General features: G+C 56.3%; 12 protein-coding genes. 5 read left to right on the top strand and 7 right to left on the bottom strand.

Going from position 1 to position 18,940, the window contains the following annotated elements:
- Window positions 1-7: 7 nt before the first annotated feature.
- Window positions 8-1,060, bottom strand: a complete 1,053-nt coding sequence (locus tag V8L71_RS10450; RefSeq protein ID WP_335596467.1) for an SPFH domain-containing protein — start codon at window positions 1,058-1,060, stop codon at window positions 8-10.
- Window positions 1,061-1,062: 2 nt separating this feature from the next.
- A complete protein-coding gene (locus V8L71_RS10445) occupies window positions 1,063-1,557 on the bottom strand; it encodes a nodulation efficiency, NfeD-like protein (protein ID WP_336274073.1) in 495 nt (164 codons plus the stop codon).
- Window positions 1,558-1,708: 151 nt separating this feature from the next.
- Here V8L71_RS10445 and V8L71_RS10440 point away from each other — a divergent pair, with 151 nt between their 5' ends.
- Window positions 1,709-2,425, top strand: coding sequence for a trimeric intracellular cation channel family protein (locus V8L71_RS10440; RefSeq protein ID WP_336274072.1), 717 nt, complete (start codon window positions 1,709-1,711; stop codon window positions 2,423-2,425).
- Between the two features lie 16 nt (window positions 2,426-2,441).
- Here V8L71_RS10440 and V8L71_RS10435 read toward each other — a convergent pair whose 3' ends face one another.
- Window positions 2,442-5,399 carry a translocation/assembly module TamB domain-containing protein gene (locus tag V8L71_RS10435; protein WP_336274071.1) on the bottom strand — a complete coding sequence of 986 codons (2,958 nt, stop codon included), beginning with the start codon at window positions 5,397-5,399 and terminating at the stop codon, window positions 2,442-2,444.
- A 109-nt stretch (window positions 5,400-5,508) separates the two neighbouring features.
- Here V8L71_RS10435 and V8L71_RS10430 point away from each other — a divergent pair, with 109 nt between their 5' ends.
- Window positions 5,509-6,216, top strand: a complete 708-nt coding sequence (locus tag V8L71_RS10430; protein WP_336274070.1) for a DUF3581 family protein — start codon at window positions 5,509-5,511, stop codon at window positions 6,214-6,216.
- Window positions 6,217-6,247: 31 nt separating this feature from the next.
- Here V8L71_RS10430 and V8L71_RS10425 read toward each other — a convergent pair whose 3' ends face one another.
- The 3 genes from V8L71_RS10425 to V8L71_RS10415 all read right to left on the bottom strand — a co-directional run bounded on the left by V8L71_RS10425 (window position 6,248) and on the right by V8L71_RS10415 (window position 13,129).
- Window positions 6,248-7,114 carry a transglutaminase family protein gene (locus V8L71_RS10425; RefSeq protein WP_336274069.1) on the bottom strand — a complete coding sequence of 289 codons (867 nt, stop codon included), beginning with the start codon at window positions 7,112-7,114 and terminating at the stop codon, window positions 6,248-6,250.
- The gene (locus V8L71_RS10420) at window positions 7,111-9,537 is read right to left on the bottom strand and encodes a circularly permuted type 2 ATP-grasp protein (protein WP_336274068.1); all 2,427 of its coding nucleotides are present in this window, start codon (window positions 9,535-9,537) and stop codon (window positions 7,111-7,113) included. The genes V8L71_RS10425 and V8L71_RS10420 overlap by 4 nt, the downstream gene beginning before the upstream one ends.
- Before the next feature lie 241 nt (window positions 9,538-9,778).
- Window positions 9,779-13,129, bottom strand: coding sequence for a transglutaminase family protein (locus tag V8L71_RS10415; protein WP_336274067.1), 3,351 nt, complete (start codon window positions 13,127-13,129; stop codon window positions 9,779-9,781).
- A gap of 375 nt (window positions 13,130-13,504) precedes the next feature.
- Between V8L71_RS10415 and V8L71_RS10410 the strand changes: the two genes are divergently transcribed.
- Entirely contained in the window at window positions 13,505-14,986 is a 1,482-nt protein-coding gene (locus tag V8L71_RS10410) for a circularly permuted type 2 ATP-grasp protein (protein ID WP_101145667.1), read from the top strand.
- 4 nt (window positions 14,987-14,990) lie between these two features.
- Window positions 14,991-16,001, top strand: a complete 1,011-nt coding sequence (locus V8L71_RS10405; protein ID WP_336274066.1) for an alpha-E domain-containing protein — start codon at window positions 14,991-14,993, stop codon at window positions 15,999-16,001.
- Window positions 16,002-16,005: 4 nt separating this feature from the next.
- Here V8L71_RS10405 and V8L71_RS10400 read toward each other — a convergent pair whose 3' ends face one another.
- The gene (locus V8L71_RS10400; protein WP_101145666.1) at window positions 16,006-17,061 is read right to left on the bottom strand and encodes a zinc-binding metallopeptidase family protein; all 1,056 of its coding nucleotides are present in this window, start codon (window positions 17,059-17,061) and stop codon (window positions 16,006-16,008) included.
- A gap of 321 nt (window positions 17,062-17,382) precedes the next feature.
- Here V8L71_RS10400 and V8L71_RS10395 point away from each other — a divergent pair, with 321 nt between their 5' ends.
- Window positions 17,383-18,882, top strand: coding sequence for a CoA-acylating methylmalonate-semialdehyde dehydrogenase (locus tag V8L71_RS10395; RefSeq protein ID WP_336274065.1), 1,500 nt, complete (start codon window positions 17,383-17,385; stop codon window positions 18,880-18,882).
- Window positions 18,883-18,940: the final 58 nt, after the last annotated feature.

Below are 18,940 nucleotides of genomic sequence, written 5' to 3'. Positions count from 1 at the left end.
GGCGCTATTAGTGGCCGCTGACCGCGCCACCGACAATTCCACTACGAAAATCGCTGTCACTGCCGCTACGGTTTTTAAGGTGGTTAGCCACCGTGTCCTCAGGTGATCCCGCCATTTCACGGAACATGCCCATTGAGCCAAGCAATGCCGATGATTCATAAGGTACGAATACACGCTCGCCATTCTTCGCCATGTTGGGCAGTACCTTGATATAGCTTTGGCCGAGCAGGTAACCCACCACCGTGCGCTTGTTCTCTTCACTATCGCCGATGGCGCTCAGTACTAGTTTGATGGACTCCTGCTCACCCTGTGCGCGCAGAATAGCGGACTCTTTATCGCCTTGAGCGTTAAGAATCGAAGATTCACGCTGGCCCTGGGCCATGGCAATTGCCGCTGATTTTTCACCTTCGGCTTCGGTGACTGTCGCGCGCCGTTTACGCTCGGCGGCCATCTGCAGGCGCATGGCGGTTTCCACTTCTTCCGGCATGGCAATATCTTGTACTTCGACGCGGGAGATTTTAACCCCCCACTTAGACGCAGGCTCTTCCATCGCGGCCTGAATCTCATTATTAACTTCCGCGCGGGACTCAAACAGTTTATCCAGTTCCATTTTACCGACTACTGAGCGTAGCGTGGTTTTCGCCAGTACTTCGACGGCCTGGCTCATGTTCTCGACTTCATAGACCGCCCGCTTGGGGTCAATGATCTGATAGTAAAGGGCGCCGTTAATGCGCACGGTGACGTTATCGGTGGTAACGACCGGTTGGCCTGGGAAATCCATCACCGTTTCGCGGCGATCAATACGGGTTTCGTCTGTGGTGATGGCGGTGTAGTCCTCACCCATTTTGCGATAACGCAGCATGGTGATCGCACGAGGTTGTTCGATAAACGGAATGATGATGTTGATGCCGCTTTCTAAAACGCGATGGAATGAACCAAGGCGCTCCACCACCATGACTTCCGATTGGCGAATAATGATCAGACCTTTAGAAATGATCAGTACCGCGATCACTACAATAATAAGGCTTATTAATAAACCTGGGCTAATAGGTAAATCCATTGTTAAGGCTCCTTGCGTTGGGGATCGTCTTCGTGAGGGGCTATGTCGTCAGGCTGATGTAACGCGACCAGCGCAGTGGTGCCTTCAAATCGTATAAATATAACCAGCGTACCGCTGGGTAGCTCAGTTTCACCGCTTTCAACGACGCGCAGGCGGTAGAAATCGCCGTTAACTTTAATGCCTGTGGCATCATCAAAATCCCGGCGTAGGGTAGTGTAGCGATTGCCTTTCTCGACGCCCGTGCCGGTAGTGCCATAAGCCACGCCACGGGGAGAGAAGCGCGGGCGAATGACCATGATGCATAGCGGTAGCAGTACGCCGGTAAAAATAGCCATACTGAGCAGTTGCCAGGGGAGCGTTAAACCTAACGCCGTAACGGCCGCCGTTAGCGCCGCGGCAATACCCAGTGCAAGCAGCACCATTGCGCCAGAGGATAGCTCTGCCAGACTTAATAGTAGGGCGAGTACCAGCCAGCTGTAAGCCGGGTTCCAATCCATAAACGCTCCAACTCCACAGTTAACCTAATAGGTCAGCGTAACCTAATCACGAGTATTTATCCCAACTGAGTAATGAGCGCCGGAGCCAGTGTTTTGGGGAAGAGTGTTATTCTTGGCGCCTTTATCGATAGCGAACATTAAGGAGAAGAGCGTGTCAGGTGTGGTCTATTGGCTGGATATGGCGGGTGTCATTGTGTTCGCGCTGTCGGGTGTGATGTTGGCGTGCAGGTCGCGCATGGACCCAATTGGCATGCTGGTGCTGGCGGCGGTGACCAGCATCGGTGGGGGCACACTGCGGGATTTAGTGCTAGGCGTAAAGCCGGTGTTCTGGGTGACCGACCCAACCTATTTATGGGTGATTTTAGCCACCGTAGGCGTCTCGCTGATGGGGTTTCACTATATCCACCGTCTCTCAAGGGGCTTCTTGCCGATTGCCGATGCGTTCGGGCTGGCGCTGTTCACCGTTATTGGCGCCCATAAAGCACTGCTGCTGGGCACGTCTGGCATGGTGGCGGTGTTGATGGGCATGATGACCGGCGTGGCGGGCGGCATGATCCGTGATGTGCTGGCGCAACGAGTGCCCATGGTATTGCGCGAAGAGATCTACGCCACCGCTGCGATGGCGGGAGGTATCGTTTACGTCGCGCTGCATGCGCTGGAGGCACCGCTTACACTGGCGATTGCCGCCTCGCTAAGCGTCACTCTTGGGCTTCGTTTGGCGGCCATTCATTGGCACTTGGCATTGCCGGTGTTTGCCTGGGTCACGGTGCCCGCCAAAACCCACGATGAGGCGGCGGCACCGCTCTCCACGCCGCAAAAAGCCAAAGAGCGGGTGAGGATGATTCGCCGTGAGCGCAAAAAACATTAGGCAACGTTTATGTGTATTACCTGCCATTGGCTTTTCGCCAGCGGTTAAACCAGCGGCGCGGTTGAATAACGTGCAAGGTTGGTTCGCTATCTTCAAGCTCAACGCCTATTCCAACCACTCCAAGGTGCGCATAGAGCGCGCCGTTGGCACTGCGGTCTGCCAGAGCGATGTCCGAAAGCAGTAGCAGCGGGCCACCGGTGAGCGTCAAGTCGCTAAGGCTAATAAGCTCGCCGTTGATCTCTAGTTGCGCCGTGCCCTCGATATCGTGAACATTCAGCAGGCGCCCGAGCCAGTCGCTATCCCTGGCGCGGGCGAGAAATAACCGGGCGAGTAATCCCGTGTCGCGCATCTCCAAACGTAGTTGGCTGGCTAGGCGAACAGGGTCTTCCCACGCTAACTGCGCATCAAACATTGAAAGTTGCACCCACCAACCCGCATCCGATGAGCCGTTTTCACTCTGAAGGTTAACGTTTTCCAGGCGTAGGAAAGAGTCATTAGCAGTAAAGCGGCGTGTATTCAGATCGCCGTCGGTGAGGTGCAAATACAAGTGCACATCGCCCCGTAGGCGCTGATCCAGTAGCGCCAGCTCGGCACCAAAGGCGCGCAGCGTTATTTCTCCTTGGGCGTTCAATCCTTCCAGCAGCCATTCGCTGGTTAGGCTGGCTTGCCCATCAAGCAAGGTGATACCCGCCCCTTCTGGCAGGTAGCGGTTGTAACGGGTGAAGTCGGGCACCTCGGTAATCGGTAGCGCAATACGCGTGGTGAAGTGCTCGGGCTGGGGGGATTCAAGCACTTCGCTAAACTGCTTGGTTTGCGTGGTGAGGGCAAAGTGGCGCCCCTGCACGTGTGGGCTGTCATCGTCTTGGCGCTTTAAGTCAAAGCGGGGAATGCCAAGCGAGAGCTGGGCCTGCTCGGCGCTATCCAACTGGGCGGTGAGTTCGCCGCGTCCGGTGGCGAGATAGTCTAAAAAAGTGACTTCTAACTGGTCGGCATTGACCCGCAATCGAGTCGGTGCCAGCAGGCGGTTATCGCGAAAGGCGCCCTGAGCAAAGAGCTGGCCTTCGCCAGCAATGGCCAAACCATGGGCGTCAGGCAAAAACGCATTTAAAAAGCCTAGCCGTTGCACACTACCTTCAAGTGCAAACTGACCACTAGGCACGCTATTGCGGCGCTGAAAACGTCCGTCGGTTAACACTAATACGCTCTCTAGGCGCTCGCTAGGTCGGTCGATATCGGCCACTTGCCAGCTCAGCCGGGTGCCGCTGATGTTCAACTCTGAACCATCCATCGCTACTTGCTGGAGTGGCAGGAATAGCTGCATATCACTGGTTAACGTGCCTGCCTGTTCGCCGTGCTGCCAGCGAGTCGCTAGCCCGTTTCCAGCTAAATGCACCTCACCGCTGAGTTGCTCTGACGTCATAGTGAGCTGGCCGTGACTCGTGGCTTGGCCGCTAAGCAACTGCAGAGGTGCAGGGGTGGGTAAAATAGCCGCTAAATAGCTCTGTAACACGCTAACATCGGGCAGGCGAGCCGCTTGCCAACTGAGCGTGGCAGAGGCTTCATCAGGCGCTTTTTGCGGATTAATAGGGCTTGTGGCGATAAGGTTGATGTCAGCGTCGTCAAGCAGCAGGCGCTCTTGGTGATGGAGCGTGGCATCGTTAAAGTTGAGCGTGGCTTCCATTATCTCTTGCGGTGTTAACCGTGCATTGAGTGAGCCGCTGCCTTGGGCGATAAAGCCGAGCGTATCGGCTGCCAGTTCCGGTGCTTGAATGTTCAGCTGGGCTTCAAAAGGGCGCGAATCGCGAATACTGGCTGAGGCATCCATTTGGCCATGGCCAGAAAGGCGGATGCCCTGTTCGTCAGCATACGCCGTAAGATAACGGTCAAGCATATCCAACCGAAGGATATCGCCCTGTAAGGCCAGGGTAGCCGCTGTGGGAAGGTCGAGCTGATCCAGGCGTTGATTGGGAATTTGGGTCGCAAGGCGAAGTTCAGCATGCTCTGCATAGGGGCGCTTCTCGGCCAGTTCTACTTCAGCCAGTTCTACATCGCTGAGCTGGGTCGAAAAATGCAGTTGATCGTTCTCAATCGCCAAGCGAACCTGGCCTTTACCGGTGGCGGTGTGACGTGGTGGTGGGTTGTCAGCGATTAGCCAGCGGGGCGAGTCGCTTGAAGCTCGTAAACGCTGCTCATCTACCGCTAAGCGTAACACTGGTGCGTCCAGCATTAATTCGCTACCGGGCTGTAACTTACCAGCGGTTAGCTCAAGTGTGCCGGTGAGTGCCCCGCGCCCCTCCAGGGTTAGCCAGGGCAGGGCGTCTAAATAGGGCATGAAGACATCCCAGGCATCCGCTTGGGCATTCAACTGAAGCTGTGCCGAAAGCGCCGCCAGCAGGTTGGGGTTAAGTTGGCCACTGGTGGCGTCGACGGGGGTTATCGTGTCGAGTGTCGCATCAGCGGTAAGATCAATATCGTGCACTAGGGTTGCTTGATCACTCAGGCGAACTAAACGACCATTAGTAATGGCGAGCGAAACATTAGGGATAGCTAGGGTGTCGCGACTCAGTGTGGTCTCCGCTACGTGTAGTTGGCCTTCCGCTTCCAGCGCGATATCACCGACGATCAGGCGGCGAATGCCCTCAGCATCGAGGGCATTAATATGTAGCTCGCCGCGTAGCAGAGCCAGCAAAGAGAGCGAAAGGGTCGCGCGTTTGGCTTCAATAGAGATGGGTAAGGCTTCATCTTCACGTGCGAGATACAGCCCCTCGACTTCCCAACGCCCAGGGTGTCGGCTGGCGCCTTGCTCCCAGCGGATGTCGATGCCTTCAAATTGGGAAATGCGTTTGGGTAGCCACTGACTATTAAGCAGCCAATAGCTGCCCGCTACCCAGGTCAGGATGATAAACAGTAAGCCAATCAACACCCTGGAAAGCAGGCGGGGTAGGCGATTTTTACGAGTGTTCGCGTCTGGCATAGTGGCTTCCCTGGCAGATTACTCCTGTTGGGGCGTGTTTTATGGCATTATGCGCGGCGTTGGGCAGTGACGGGTTTTCGATTTCAACGCTAGGCAGGCAACAAACGCCATGTTCAAGGATTTTTATACGCAGCGTGGAGAGTATGTGGTGATCTCCGCAGAGCAGGCCAGTCGCTTCGCCAAAGGCGTGGCGGGTGACTACAACCCTATTCATAATCCGGATGCACGCCGCTTTTGTGTGCCCGGTGATCTGCTGTTTGCATTGGTGCTCACAAAGTTTGGGTTGTCGCGGCAAATGGAATTTCGCTTTACCAACATGGTGGGCGCCGATACACCGCTAAAGTTCAGCGAAGAAGACGACGGTACACTGCATGTCTGTGATGAGAGCGGTAAAGGTTACTTGCAGGTGGTGCGCAGCGGTGACATTACCCATGATCCCGCTGTGGTGGAAGCCTTTGCACGCTGTTATGTGGCGTTTTCAGGCAAGAATTTCCCACACTATCTCAAACCACTCATGGAGCAGCATGGGGTCATGTTTAACCCTAAACGCCCGCTGGTGATCTACGATAGCATGGGATTTTCACTCAAGCGGTTGGATGGCTTTTCACCGGGCTTAACGCTGAATCACTCTTCGCTAGAAGTTAACGGCAAACGTGCCGATGCACGGCTGGAATTCTCGATAGAGTCCGCCGGTGAAGCGGTAGGGGTGGGCTCCAAAAAGCTCGTGGTGAGCGGCCTGTGCGATTATGACGCCGATGAAATGGCCGCTATTGTTGAAGAGTTTTATCGACTTAAAGCCGCTTACGAATCAGCCTGATGGCTATCAGGCATTAATAATTATTAATGTTTTAGCTCGCCAGCGGCATGACATCGACTTCAACTTCAAGACGATGCTCGCCGCCGCCGTTCATAACCCCTTTGAGCGGCGCGACATCTGCATAATCACGCCCCCAAGCCAGCACGGGGTGTTGTTCACCGGCCACTGAGCCATTGGTGGGGTCAAGCGCCAGCCAGCCCCATTCAGGGATCCAGGTCGCCAGCCACGCATGGGAAGCATCCGCGCCGATCAGGCGCGGCTGCCCGGGCGGTGGCTGGGTTTCCAGATAACCGCTGACGTAGCGTGCGGCGAGCCCTACCGAACGCAGTGCGCCAATCGCCAGGTGAGCAAAGTCCTGACAAACACCTCGCCGGTTGGCAAGTACCTCGCTTAACGGTGTCGCCAGCGTAGTAAAGCTGGGGTCGTATTCAAAGGTGCTATAAATCAACTCATTCAGCGCTAGCGCTGCTTCAATAAGTGGCCTGCCCGGGGTGAAGCAGCTGCGGGCAAAGGCCGCTAGCTCGTCGTTACGCCGGATAAACGGTGAGTCCAACCGGTAGAGTTGAACGTCAAAACTGTTGTCTTGGCTCAGCAGCTGGGCCACGTTTTCCCACGCTGGTGAAACAGTTGGCAGTGCGGTGAGCGGTTGAGTATTCAGTGGTGTTACCACGGTGACATCCAGCGTTTGATGTACCTCTTCCATGGCGAAATAGAGCACCCGGTTGCCGAATATATCGCAGCGCTCCTTTTGTACCTGCGGCGCAGGGCTAATATGTAATTCCGAAGCGCCACACTGCTGATGGGGCGTTTTGCGTGGAAGCACCCGCGCTTCACTATGGCACAACGTTACCGGAGCGCTGTAGTGGTAGCGGGTGGTATGCCGCAACGTATAGTTCATGCATCGGGCTCCATACTAACTAGCTGGCGAGGTCGTTCCACATGGCTGAAATGGCTCTGGCTAATGGCTTCAGAAAGCGCACTCAGGGGCTCAATCAGGGCGTCCAGCAGTTGTTCTAACGCCTCTTGCGCCTCGGGGGTATCCGCTAAATGGCTCAAACGATCAATATCCGCAAGATGGAGCGCTGCATTCGCCTGAATCAACAGCCTGCGTTCGGCGTTACGGTAGGGGGATGTAGTGCCTGGCAGTCGATCCATCTGACGCTCAATGCGCTTGAGCATATAGCCCACCGAGCGAGGGTTAGTCTCGTCGAACAGTAGTAGGTCAAGAATCGCCGCTGGATGAAGCTCGCTGCGGTAGCGGCGACGATAAGCAGTAAAGTTATCGGTGGTGGCAAGCACGACTTCCCACAGTGCCAAGCCCGGCGAATGCGGCGCATTAAGGGTAAGTTTAAGCAGCGAGAGCAAGCCCAACACACGATCCAGAAAGCGGCCGATATCCATAAACCGCCAGCCGTAATGATGCGGCATGGTTTCGTTGCAGAGTCCGAAAAACGCAGCCAGCTGGGCCGATAGTCCTTCGCAAGCGCGCCGCGCCGCGCTGGCTCCCAAGCTGGGGTTGAAGGTGGCCATGCGTTGGCGCAACTGGTGCACGACCCGCCAGGAGTCGTCGCCTAAATGGTCGCGCACGCTGCGTGCATTACGCATTAATTGCGAGAATAGTGGCTGCAGCGCTTGGGGCTCCACGTCATCGAACTGCGCCAATAGTGCCGCACGCTTCTGTTCAAAACCGATCAGTGGCGCTTGTAAGCGGTGCTCGTCGTCTTTGTTGAGCGTGGTGATATCCAGGGCTAGCAGTAGCTCATCCAGCAACTGGTCGGCGATCGCGTCCTGGTCGTACTCCATCAGCCTTAGCAGTGCTTCACGCAGCAAGCGGGCGCGGGTGTCTAATCGCTCACCGTAGCGGCCTAGCCAAAACAGGCTTTCAGCCACCCGGCTGGGTAAATCCGTCCCATCCCGTGTCGCCACCACCGGGCCGCGGGCCTGGCGCAGCTGGCTGACATGCGGCTGGGGTGAAGCTGCGGTGACCCATACATCTTTGACAATGCTGCTGCTCAGCGAGGGCGAACCCGGCGCACCGACCCAGGCCAAGCCGCCGGGCATCACCTGGTATTCGTCCGCCGTGCTGCGGTTGACGGTAGCCGTGCTGCGGTTGACGGTAGCCGGGGTGTGGGTCACAAAGCAGCGCAGGTTTAACGTAGTGGGCTCAAGTCGCTGCAGGTGGCTGTCAAATATCGGTGCGCTGGCCGGTTGCGTAGAGGCATCGGCGTTGGGTAGCAGCAGGGTCTCACCCAGTAAGTGTTCGCACAGTGCTGGCAAGTAGTCAGCTAATACCGGGGCTTCTAAAATGCCCACACCCAGTGCGTTCGATAACGCCACGCCGCCTGAACGCATAGCTTGTAACAGCCCCGGCACACCGAGCTGCGAATCGCCGCGCAGCTCCAGCGGGTCGCAGTAAGCGTCATCGCAATGGCGCAAGATCACATCGACCGGCTGCAAGCCGCCCAGGGTGCGCAGCCAAACCTGCGTATCGCGCACCACCAAATCCTGCCCTTCTACCAACGCGATATTGAGGTAATTAGCCAAATAGGCGTGCTCAAAATAGCGCGGGCTCGCCGGCCCCGGCGTTAATAGAATCAGGGTGGGGTTATCGCGGTGTTGGTAGGCCATGGCGATGAGCGTTCGGTGATGCAAATCCAGGAAACCCGCCAACCGCTTTAAGGGCGCGTTACGGTACATACCGGGGAGGGCGCGGGCCATCAATATGCGATTTTCAAGCGCAAAGCCCGTACCGGACGGTGCCTGTAGCCGGTCGGACATAACCCGCCATTGTCCTTGGGTGTCCTGAATAACATCCACACCGTGAAAACCGATCGGCGCACGGTCGTTGGGTAGTGAACGATGGCAGGGCAGCAAGAGAAGCGGTGACGCAAGCAGTTCCTGAGTCGGCAACAGACCTAGGTCAAAGAGTGTTTTGGGCCCGTATATGTCGTTATAAAGGGCGGTCAGCAGGCGGCTGCGCTGGGTAAGCCCCGCCTCCAGCGCTTGCCACTGCACTTCATCAATCACCCAGGGCAGCGGGTCGAGCCGCCACGAACGCCCTTGGGTTTCATCGTGCATATTAAAGATGACGCCGTTTTCGGCTAGCAGGCGCTGAATCTCTTCATGCTGCTGCAATCGCCCCGTGGGGCCCATGCCCTCCAACGAGCCCAGTAAGCTTTCCCAGCCAGGGCGTAACTGCCCTTGGCTATCGAGCATGGCGTCATACGTGCCGGGCTGTCCCTTGCCTAGCTGGTTCAAGTAATCCTCAACGAGCCCGTTAGCCACGGGCGCGAGAAGTGAGGGTGAGACAGGGGCCGTCATTATCCTTGTAATCCTGAGAGGTAAGGGGGCGGATTATCCAGCACTGGCTACTAAGAGAAAAGCATTAGCTTAGAAACCCGCTGATTAACTATTGCGCTTGGCCATACGGCGTTAAAAATCGCCTCAAAATGCTCATTTACACCCTGTAAATTCGCACGCGAATCCGATCCTTTTTTCGTTAATTTTTGCCTTGTCTGGCCTTCGCTCATTACGTTAATCAAGGGCTCCTTAGTTAAAAACATTAGCTAGGCGTCCAGCGCAGATCGAGCGTTTGTGGCAGTTCCAGGCTGGGGGTTTCCAGCTTGGGAGCTTGGTGGCCATGACTATGACCACTGGCACTAAAACGCCCCAGTCGACGGGCTTCGGCTTCAAACGCATTGACCGGGAAGGTATCGAAATTACGCCCGGTCGGATGCACTACGTAATAGGTACAACCTGCCACAGAGCGCTGGTTCCAGGTATCAATCACATCAAACACCAGAGGTGCATGAATAGGAATCTGCGGATGCAATGCCGAGGGCGGCTGCCAGGCGCGGTAGCGCACCCCGGCGACTGCTTCCCCGTTTCTGCCGGTGGCTGAAAGCGGCACCCGGCGCCCGTTGCAGGTCACCACGTAGCGGTCACCGCTCATGCCGCTGACTTTGACTTCCAGGCGCTCCACCGAGGAGTCCACATAGCGGGCTGTACCGCCAGCCGAAGCCTCTTCACCCAGCACATGCCAGGGTTCGATGGCTTGGCGTAGCTCGATATCCAGCATGGGCGTATGCAGGCGACCATGCAGCGGGAAGCGGAACTCCAGGAAGGGGGCGAACCACTCAAGATCAAAATCGAAGCCGTGGTGGCGTAGATCACTGAGCACATCGTCAAGATCATTCCACAAATAGTGAGGCAGCATCCAGCGATCTTGCAAGGCGCTGCCCCAGCGCACCGGTTTGGCCCGATAGGGTGATTTCCAGCAGCGCACGACAAGAGCGCGAATCAGCAGCATCTGCATCAGGCCCATGCGCGCATGGGGCGGCATCTCAAAGCCACGTAGCTCCAGTAAGCCGAGTCGGCCGCTGTCGCTATCCGGTGAGTAGAGTTTGTCGATACAGAACTCGGCGCGGTGAGTATTGCCGGTTAGGTCAGTTAACAGATGGCGCAGTAAGCGATCGACCAGCCAGGGTTGTACTACGTCACCTTCGGGCATTTGCTGTAACGCGATTTCCAATTCATAAAGTGCTTCGTGACGCGCTTCGTCTACCCGCGGCGCTTGGCTGGTCGGGCCAATAAAGAGACCCGAAAACAAATAAGAGAGGCTAGGGTGATGCTGCCAATAAGTCACTAAGCTGGCGAGCAGATCCGGGCGGCGTAAGAACGGCGAATCGTCAGGCGTCAGGCCACCTAGCGTGACGTGGTTGCCGCCGCCGGTGCCGGTGTGCCGACCGTCGAGCATGAATTTTTCGGTGCCCAGGCGAGTTTCTCGTGCCTCGGCGTAGAGCCGTTCGGTTTGCGCGACCAGGGTTTGCCAGCTGGCCGCAGGCATAATATTCACTTCGATCACGCCTGGGTCGGGGGTGATCATAAAGTTTTCCAGGCGCGGGTCTCTGGGTGGTGAGTAGCCCTCTACCATCACCGGGCAAGCGAGCTCTTTAGCACACTCTTCAACGGTACTGAGCAGGTCAAGGTAGTGCTCTAAGCTGGTGAGCGGCGGCAGGAAAACATGCAAACGGCCCTCTCGAGGCTCCACACATAGACTGGTGTGAATAATGCCACTCTCGCGGTCGTTTTCTGCCCGTTGCTGCTGCTGGACATCTTCGCCTTCAGGGTGCGATGGGCTGGGGTGGCTGGATCGCCCCAGGCGTTCGGCATCGCTGATATGCAGTTGTTCAGCGTTGCGGCGGGCGACTTCGCCGTGAATGTCGCCCAGTGCCGGGCGGGGAGCGAATAGCGATTCGGGCTGGGGCTGCTCTTCCGGGTCAGCCCAGGGCAACGCCGAAAGCGGTAAGCGCAGCCCCATGGGGGAGTCGCCGGGCACCAGGAAAAGATGGTCGCGCTTGAGTGGCCACCGGCCGCTTTCCCAGCGGTGGGCTTGGCTGATCGAGTGGCGCAGTGGCAGAGCGTAACCAACGACTTCGTCTAAGCCTTGTTCCAATAGGCGGGCTAAGCGGTGGCGCTCGGCATCGTCTTTGAGGTTGGCTTCGCGCGGGTCAACGTTGACCGGCAGAGACTGCTCTTTCCAAAGGTAGTAGTAGGCATCCTCAAACGCCGGAATCCAGTAACGTTCGGCCACACCCAGCCGCTCGCTGAGCGCCTTGGTAAAGCGTTGCGCCATGGTGTTATCCACGTGCACTTTCGGGGCAGCCTCCAGGCAGGCCAGCCACTGTGGGTCGCGCCATAGCGGCACGCCATCTTTACGCCAGTAGCAGGCCAGCGCCCAGCGGGGTAGCGGTTCGCCGGGGTACCACTTGCCCTGCTGCTGCTGAATCGCGCTGCCGGGGGCGTAGGCGGCCTGAAGGCGCGTCAGTAGTGCTTCGGCCCGCTCGCGCTTGTGCTCACCGAGCGCTTCGGTATTCCACTGCGGGCTTTCCATGTCGTCGACCGATACAAAGGTAGGTTCGCCACCCATGGTCAGGCGCACATCTTGCTGAAGAAGCTCGGCATCCACCTCGTCGCCGAGGTTGCAGATACGCTGCCACTGCTCATCGCTATACGGCTTGGTGACCCGTGGGTCTTCGTGAATACGCTCCACTTCCATGGTCACATCGAACGTGACTTCGCACTTATCCGAAAAACCGGTAATGGCGGCTGCGCTACCCGTGGTGGGGGTTGCGGCCAACGGGATATGGCCTTCGCCTGCAAACAGGCCCGAGGTGGGGTCAAGGCCTACCCAGCCTGCACCAGGTAGAAACACTTCGGTCCAGGCGTGTAAATCGGTGAAATCTACTTCTGTACCGCTGGGGCCATCGAGTGCTTTGACATCGGATTTAAGCTGAATCAAATAGCCCGATACAAAGCGTGCCGCGAGGCCTAGATGGCGAAAAATCTGTACCAGCAACCAGGCGCTATCGCGGCACGAGCCACTGGCCAGGGACAGGGTCTCTTCACAGCTTTGTACACCTGGCTCCAAGCGCACCAGGTAACCGATATCGTCTTGTAGGCGCTGGTTAAGTGCGACCAGGAAATCGACGGTGGTGGTCGGTTCGCGGGGCACGCCCTTGAGCCACTCCATCAAGCGCGGCCCGGACTCGGTGATTTCAAGATAAGGGCCCAGTTCCTGGCGCAGCGCTTCCGGGTAATCGAAGGGAATCTGTTGCGCAATGTCGTCCAGGAAGAAATCGAACGGATTAATCACCGTCATCGGGGCGATCAGCTCGACGGCGATGGTTAGCTCTTTACGCGGTTCTGGGAACACCACGCGGGCGTTGAAGTTGCCAAACGGGTCCTGTTGCCAATTTAAAAAGTGGTCATCACCTGAGAGCTTGAGCGAGTACGACTCAATATGGGTGCGGCAGTGGGGCGCCGGACGCAGCCGAATAACATGGGGTGATAGACGCACCGGGCGGTCAAAGTGGTAAGTCGTACGATGGTACAAGGCAACGCGAATGGTCATGGGCCACCCTCAAGAGAACCGTTATCAACCGGATAGTCGGCTGGGTTAGGGAATAACCGAACGTTTCGCAAGTATCGTTCCACTTTTACTTTTTTGCAGCCGCTATATTAAGTAAGGCGTTTAACTAAAGTGGAAATGGCGTTATGCACCAACTTGAAGCCAACTGGCCGCACCAAAATAAAGCGTAAAAGGGTTTTGTTGGGCGCTGATGCTCTGCCAAGTAATGTTTGAGTAGTGTTTAAGTAAGCGAACGTTGAAATATCGCAAAAGATGGTACGTATTTTGCTCTCAATTGTTTGATTGTTTTGCACGCGGCAGGCCTACACTGAGCATTGAGGAAGTTGCCGCTTCCACCCCAGCGCCAGGAGAGCGCCCATGAGCCAAGTGAATTGGAATAACTATGCGTGTCGTGATTTTTACGATGAGCTGATGGCCGCGCCCGGTCAGCCACGCGAGTCAGCGGGTGAATTGTGCAACATGTTGGCAAGGTTTAGCGCAGAAGAGTTAGCAGAGCGGAAAACGGCGGCGGAGATCGCTATCCGTACCATGGGAATTACTTTCACCGTTTATTCAGAAGGGGCAATGATCGACCGTGCCTGGCCGTTTGATATTGTGCCGCGCATTATTCCCGCCAATGAGTGGCGTAAAACCGAGGCGGGGCTCAAGCAGCGCGTGCAGGCGCTAAACTTATTTATTGATGATCTCTACCACGACCAAAAGGTGATCAAGGACAAAGTGTTACCCGCTGAGGTATTGGCGCAGTCGGTTAATTTTCGCCCTCAGTGTGTAGGCATTAATCCCCCTCACGGCGTGTGGGCGCATGTTTGCGGGTCAGACCTAGTGCGCGATGGGGATGGCACGCTCTATGTGTTGGAAGATAACTTACGCATTCCTTCCGGCGTCTCTTACATGCTTGAAAATCGCAATGTCACTAAGCGAGTGCTGCCGGAGTTATTCGCCTCAGGCAAGATTTTGCCGGTTGATGATTACGTGGCTCAGCTTTACGACATGCTAGCGTCGATGTCGCCGCGCCCCGGCGATGACCCGCAAATTGTGGTGCTGACCCCAGGGATTTATAACTCTGCCTACTTCGAGCACGCCTATCTTGCCCAGCAAATGGGTGTAGAACTGGTGCAGGGAAGTGACCTGTTAGTGGATGACGATGATGTGGTGTATATGCGCACCGTCGAGGGCATGCGCCGCGTGGATGTTATTTACCGCCGTGTTGATGATGAGTTTCTAGACCCGGAAGCGTTTAATCCTGAGTCAATGCTGGGTGTTGCGGGCCTGATGCGCGCTTGGCGGGCGGGTAAAGTCGCGCTGGCCAACGCGCCGGGCGCTGGGGTGGCGGATGACAAGGTGGTTTACGCTTTCGTACCTGCGCTGATTCGTTATTACCTCGATCAAGAGCCGCTGTTGCCCAACGTGCCGAGCTACCTGTGCATGTTTGAAGATGACCGCCGCTATGTGCTCGACCACCTGGATGAATTGGTAGTCAAGCCCGCCAATGAGTCGGGCGGCTACGGCATGTTGATTGGCCCGCGCTCAACCAAAGAGACCCGCGATGAGTTTGCGCAGTTGATCAAGGCAAATCCACGCAATTATATGGCCCAGCCCACCCTGGCGCTTTCTACTACGCCTACGCTAGCGAATGGGTTGCCGCAGCCGCGCCATGTGGATTTACGCCCTTTCATACTCTCAGGGCCTGAAATTCATGTCACGACCGGTGGTTTGACGCGGGTGGCTTTGATAGAAGGATCGCTGGTGGTGAACTCTTCACAAGGCGGCGGCAGTAAAGATACCTGGATTGTAGAAACCGACGATAAGGCGGCAGCGGCCGCGGTGAAAGGAGCCTAACGCCATGCTGTCACGCGTTGCTGAAAATCTTTACTGGATGGCGCGTTATATTGAACGAGCGGAAGATACCGCGCGCCTATTGAGCGTTAACAGCCACCTTATGCTGGATTTGCCGGGACGCTTGCCGTTAGGTTGGGCCCCACTTATCGAAATGACCGGCAGCCTGGAAGCCTTCACCGCACGCCATACAGACTTCGATGAGCGCAATGTCGTACATTTTTTATGTGCCGATACCGAGAATGATATTTCGATTATCTCCGCCCTCGCCAGTGCTCGCGAGAACCTCAGAACCACCCGGGATGTGGTGCCTCGGGAGATTTGGGAGGAGGTTAATCAGCTCTATCTGAGCGTCGTCGACCATGCTGAACATGGCGTTAGCCCGCGCCGCCGCGATAGCTTTCTCAAAAGCGTGATTCGTGGTTGCCAAGCGTTAACGGGGCTCATTGAGGGCACCTTGAGTCATGGCCCGGCGCGTACGTTTATTGAATTAGGGCGCCAGTTGGAGCGGGCGGATATGACGACGCGCATCGTGGACGTGCGCTCTGCCAGCTTGCTGCCGCAAAACCCTGAGGAGCTGCTGCCATTTGAAAACCTGCAGTGGATGAGTGTGCTTAAATCACTCACCGCGTATCAAATGTACCGTCAGCAGGTGCGTTTACGCGTACGGGGGCCGGATGTGCTGCGCTTTTTGCTCCAAGACCCCAACCTGCCACGTTCGATTGCCTGCAGCCTAGAAACGCTAGGCCATGAGCTTAACTTGCTACCCCGCCAAGACCGCCCCGCGGCCACGGTTTCGCTGGTTCGCGCGGACGTAGTCGATGCCGATATCCAAGCGCTTGCCCATTCGCCGAGCAAGCTGCATGCCTTTATCGACGAGCTGCAAATTGGCTTTGCTGCCATTCACGATACGCTTAGTGCGACCTACTTTGTGAATGACGACACTGTTCCCCGAGTGGCACAAACGCAAAACCAGACACAAAGCCAAAGCCACGCAGGGGACAACGACAACGATTGACGGGCTAGCGCTCAACAGGGCTGGCGGCTTGGATCAGTTGATGCAGGTACGCCAGTTTATCGCGCACGGCGGGGGCGAGCACCGTCGGCGAAAGGTCGAGTAGCCCCATATCCCGGTTGAGTTCGTTCACCGCCAAGCCGACCTGATGAAAAGCCATCAACATGCTGTCCAGGCTACCGTCATATTCGACATGGGTAATGCCCATGTGCAGTGCGGTATCCAGCACGGCCACCATATCCAAGTAATAGGCGAAGGTTTCGGCGAAGTCTTCCCAGGGGTGCATGGTGGCGTAGGCAGAGATAAAACGCGCAGGCCAGTCGCTGGGGGCGCCCTGCTGATAGTAACGCTCTAGCGCCTCGGCGTAGCTTGGTCGATGGTGGTTGCCAAATACCGCGCGGCAAGCCTCTTCATCGCGATCCTTTACCAGTACATCCCAATAATAGTGGCCAATTTCATGACGGAAGTGACCGATGAGCGTGCGGTGTGATTCGTTCATATCGACGCGCAAGCGTTCACGCTCAACGTCATCGGCTTCTTTGACGTTAATGGTGATATGGCCCGAGGCATGGCCGGTATAAACCTTCTCTTGCTTCGCGGTAGAGCGCCATAACCCCTGGTCGGGGAGGGCGTCGGCCATAAATGAAAAGCTTAGCGGCACGTTAATAGCATCGTCTTTGGTGCCGTGTGGCAGCTTGAGTAGATCGAGGGTATGAAATAGCCGCCGCTTCGCTGCTTCAAGCGCCGCCCAGCGTTCACGATGACCTTCAATATTGAGGTCGGGAATTACCTCGTTATAACGACAGCAATCGCATAGGGCATCCGCTTGGCCGTGTTCCATCACCACCATGCGGTTACAGACGTTCTCAACGGCGTAGTTGTGGCACTTCATCAGCGCTGTATCGCAACCAGGGTGGGCGCAGCGATAGCCACCGTTGTCCAGCGGCTCAATCGCGACAATATTGCTACAGACGGGGCACCAGCCGACGTCTGACTGGCAGGTAAGGCAGTGGGTGTTTTCATAGAAAAGTGGATTGCCACAGCGGCAGCTGAAGGTCTGCATCGTTAATTCCCTGTGCTTAAACACGTTATGCGTAGCGTTTGCCGTGAACGGTTTGAAAAGCCACGGCGCCCCTGATTAGCCGAAGCATAGCCAGCACGGCATAACAATGGAAAGGCTAATTGACGCCATACGGCAGATTTTGTTTACTCGTAGGATACTTGATTGACGTTAACGTCAACTTGCTGCTATACCCTGTGTTCTTGCTTACCGCGATGCGCAGGCAATCACTGCTTTATGACAGCAATCGCAGCCATAACAATTACAGCCATAGCCACAACCATCACAGCCACCACAACCAAAACTATAAACAGGAGCAACGTTATGTCCGTTCGCGAAATACCCATGTATATCAATGGTCAGCCCGTACCGTCGCAAAGTCAGGAATGGCGCGATGTGGTTAACCCCGCTACACAAGAGGTCGTTGCGCGGGTGCCGTTTTGCACCGCTGACGAAGTTGAGCATGCCATCAGTAATGCCAAGGAGGCTTTCAAGGAGTGGCGAAAAGTGCCGCTTGGCAAGCGAATGCGCATCATGCTTAAGCTTCAGGCGTTGATTCGTGACAATACTGCAGAGCTGGCGGCACTGATTACCGAAGAGCACGGCAAAACCCTGCCGGATGCGGAAGGTGAAGTAGGCCGTGGCCTGGAAGTGGTGGAGCACGCTTGCTCGATTACCTCGCTGCAACTGGGAGAGCTGGCTGAAAACGCTGCCAACGAGGTGGATGTTTACACCATGCATCAGCCATTGGGTGTGGGCGCAGGGATTACCGCGTTCAACTTCCCCATTATGTTGCCGTGCTTTATGTTTCCGCTGGCGATTGCCACCGGCAATACCTTTGTTCTCAAACCCTCAGAGCAAGATCCTAGCTCCACTATGCGCTTAGTCGAGCTGGCCCACGAAGCCGGTATCCCGCCCGGCGTGCTCAATGTGGTACACGGTGGTCCGGATGTGGCTAATCAAATTGCTGATCATCAGGATATCAAAGCGCTCTCGTTCATTGGCTCTACCCACGTGGGTTCGCTGTTGTATAACCGCGCCGCCGCAGCGGGCAAGCGGATGCAGGCGATGATGGGGGCCAAGAACCACTGCGTGGTGATGCCGGATGCTAACCGCAGTCAGGCGATTAACAACCTGTTGGGCTCAGCCTTTGGTGCGGCTGGCCAGCGCTGCATGGCCAACTCGGTGGTGGTGCTAGTCGGTGAGGCACGCGAATGGCTAAGCGACATTGTTGAGGCGGCGCGGGCAATGAAAGTGGGGCCGGGCATCCAGTTGGATGCCGATTTAGGGCCACTGGTATCGCCGGCTGCTCGTGATCGTGTGCTGCGTTTAATCGATGCAGGCGAAAAAGAGGGCGCCAAACTGATGGTCGATGGTCGCAATGTTCAAGTGGACGGCTACCCCAACGGTAACTTCGTGGGTCCCACTCTGTTTGCGGATGTGACTGCGGATATGACCATTTACCGCGAAGAGATTTTTGGGCCTGTACTGTGCGTGGTCAGTGTTGAAACCCTCGATGAAGCGATCGAATTTATCAACGCCAACCCCAACGGCAATGGCACCTCTATCTTTACTAACTCTGGTTGGATTGCTCGCCGTTTTGAAACCGATATCGATGTGGGCCAGATTGGTATTAACGTGCCCATCCCCGTGCCTGTTGCCTACTTCAGCTTCACCGGTTCGAGGGCATCAAAGCTGGGGGATTTAGGGCCTAACGGCAAACAGGCGATTGCCTTCTGGACGCAAACCAAAACCGTCACAGCGCGTTGGTTTGAACCAGAGAATGTTTCTAGTGGCATTAATAGTACGATTTCGCTTGGCTAAATGAAGCGCTATTAAATGCCTGTTGCTGGCCCCGCATTAAGCGGGGTCAATTGATAGC

Origin of the sequence: Vreelandella indica, from assembly GCF_037070225.1 — a bacterium.
Classification (GTDB): domain Bacteria; phylum Pseudomonadota; class Gammaproteobacteria; order Pseudomonadales; family Halomonadaceae; genus Vreelandella; species Vreelandella arctica.
The sequence above is the reverse complement of the archived record's forward strand: the minus strand, read 5'-3'. Positions and strand labels throughout refer to the sequence as shown.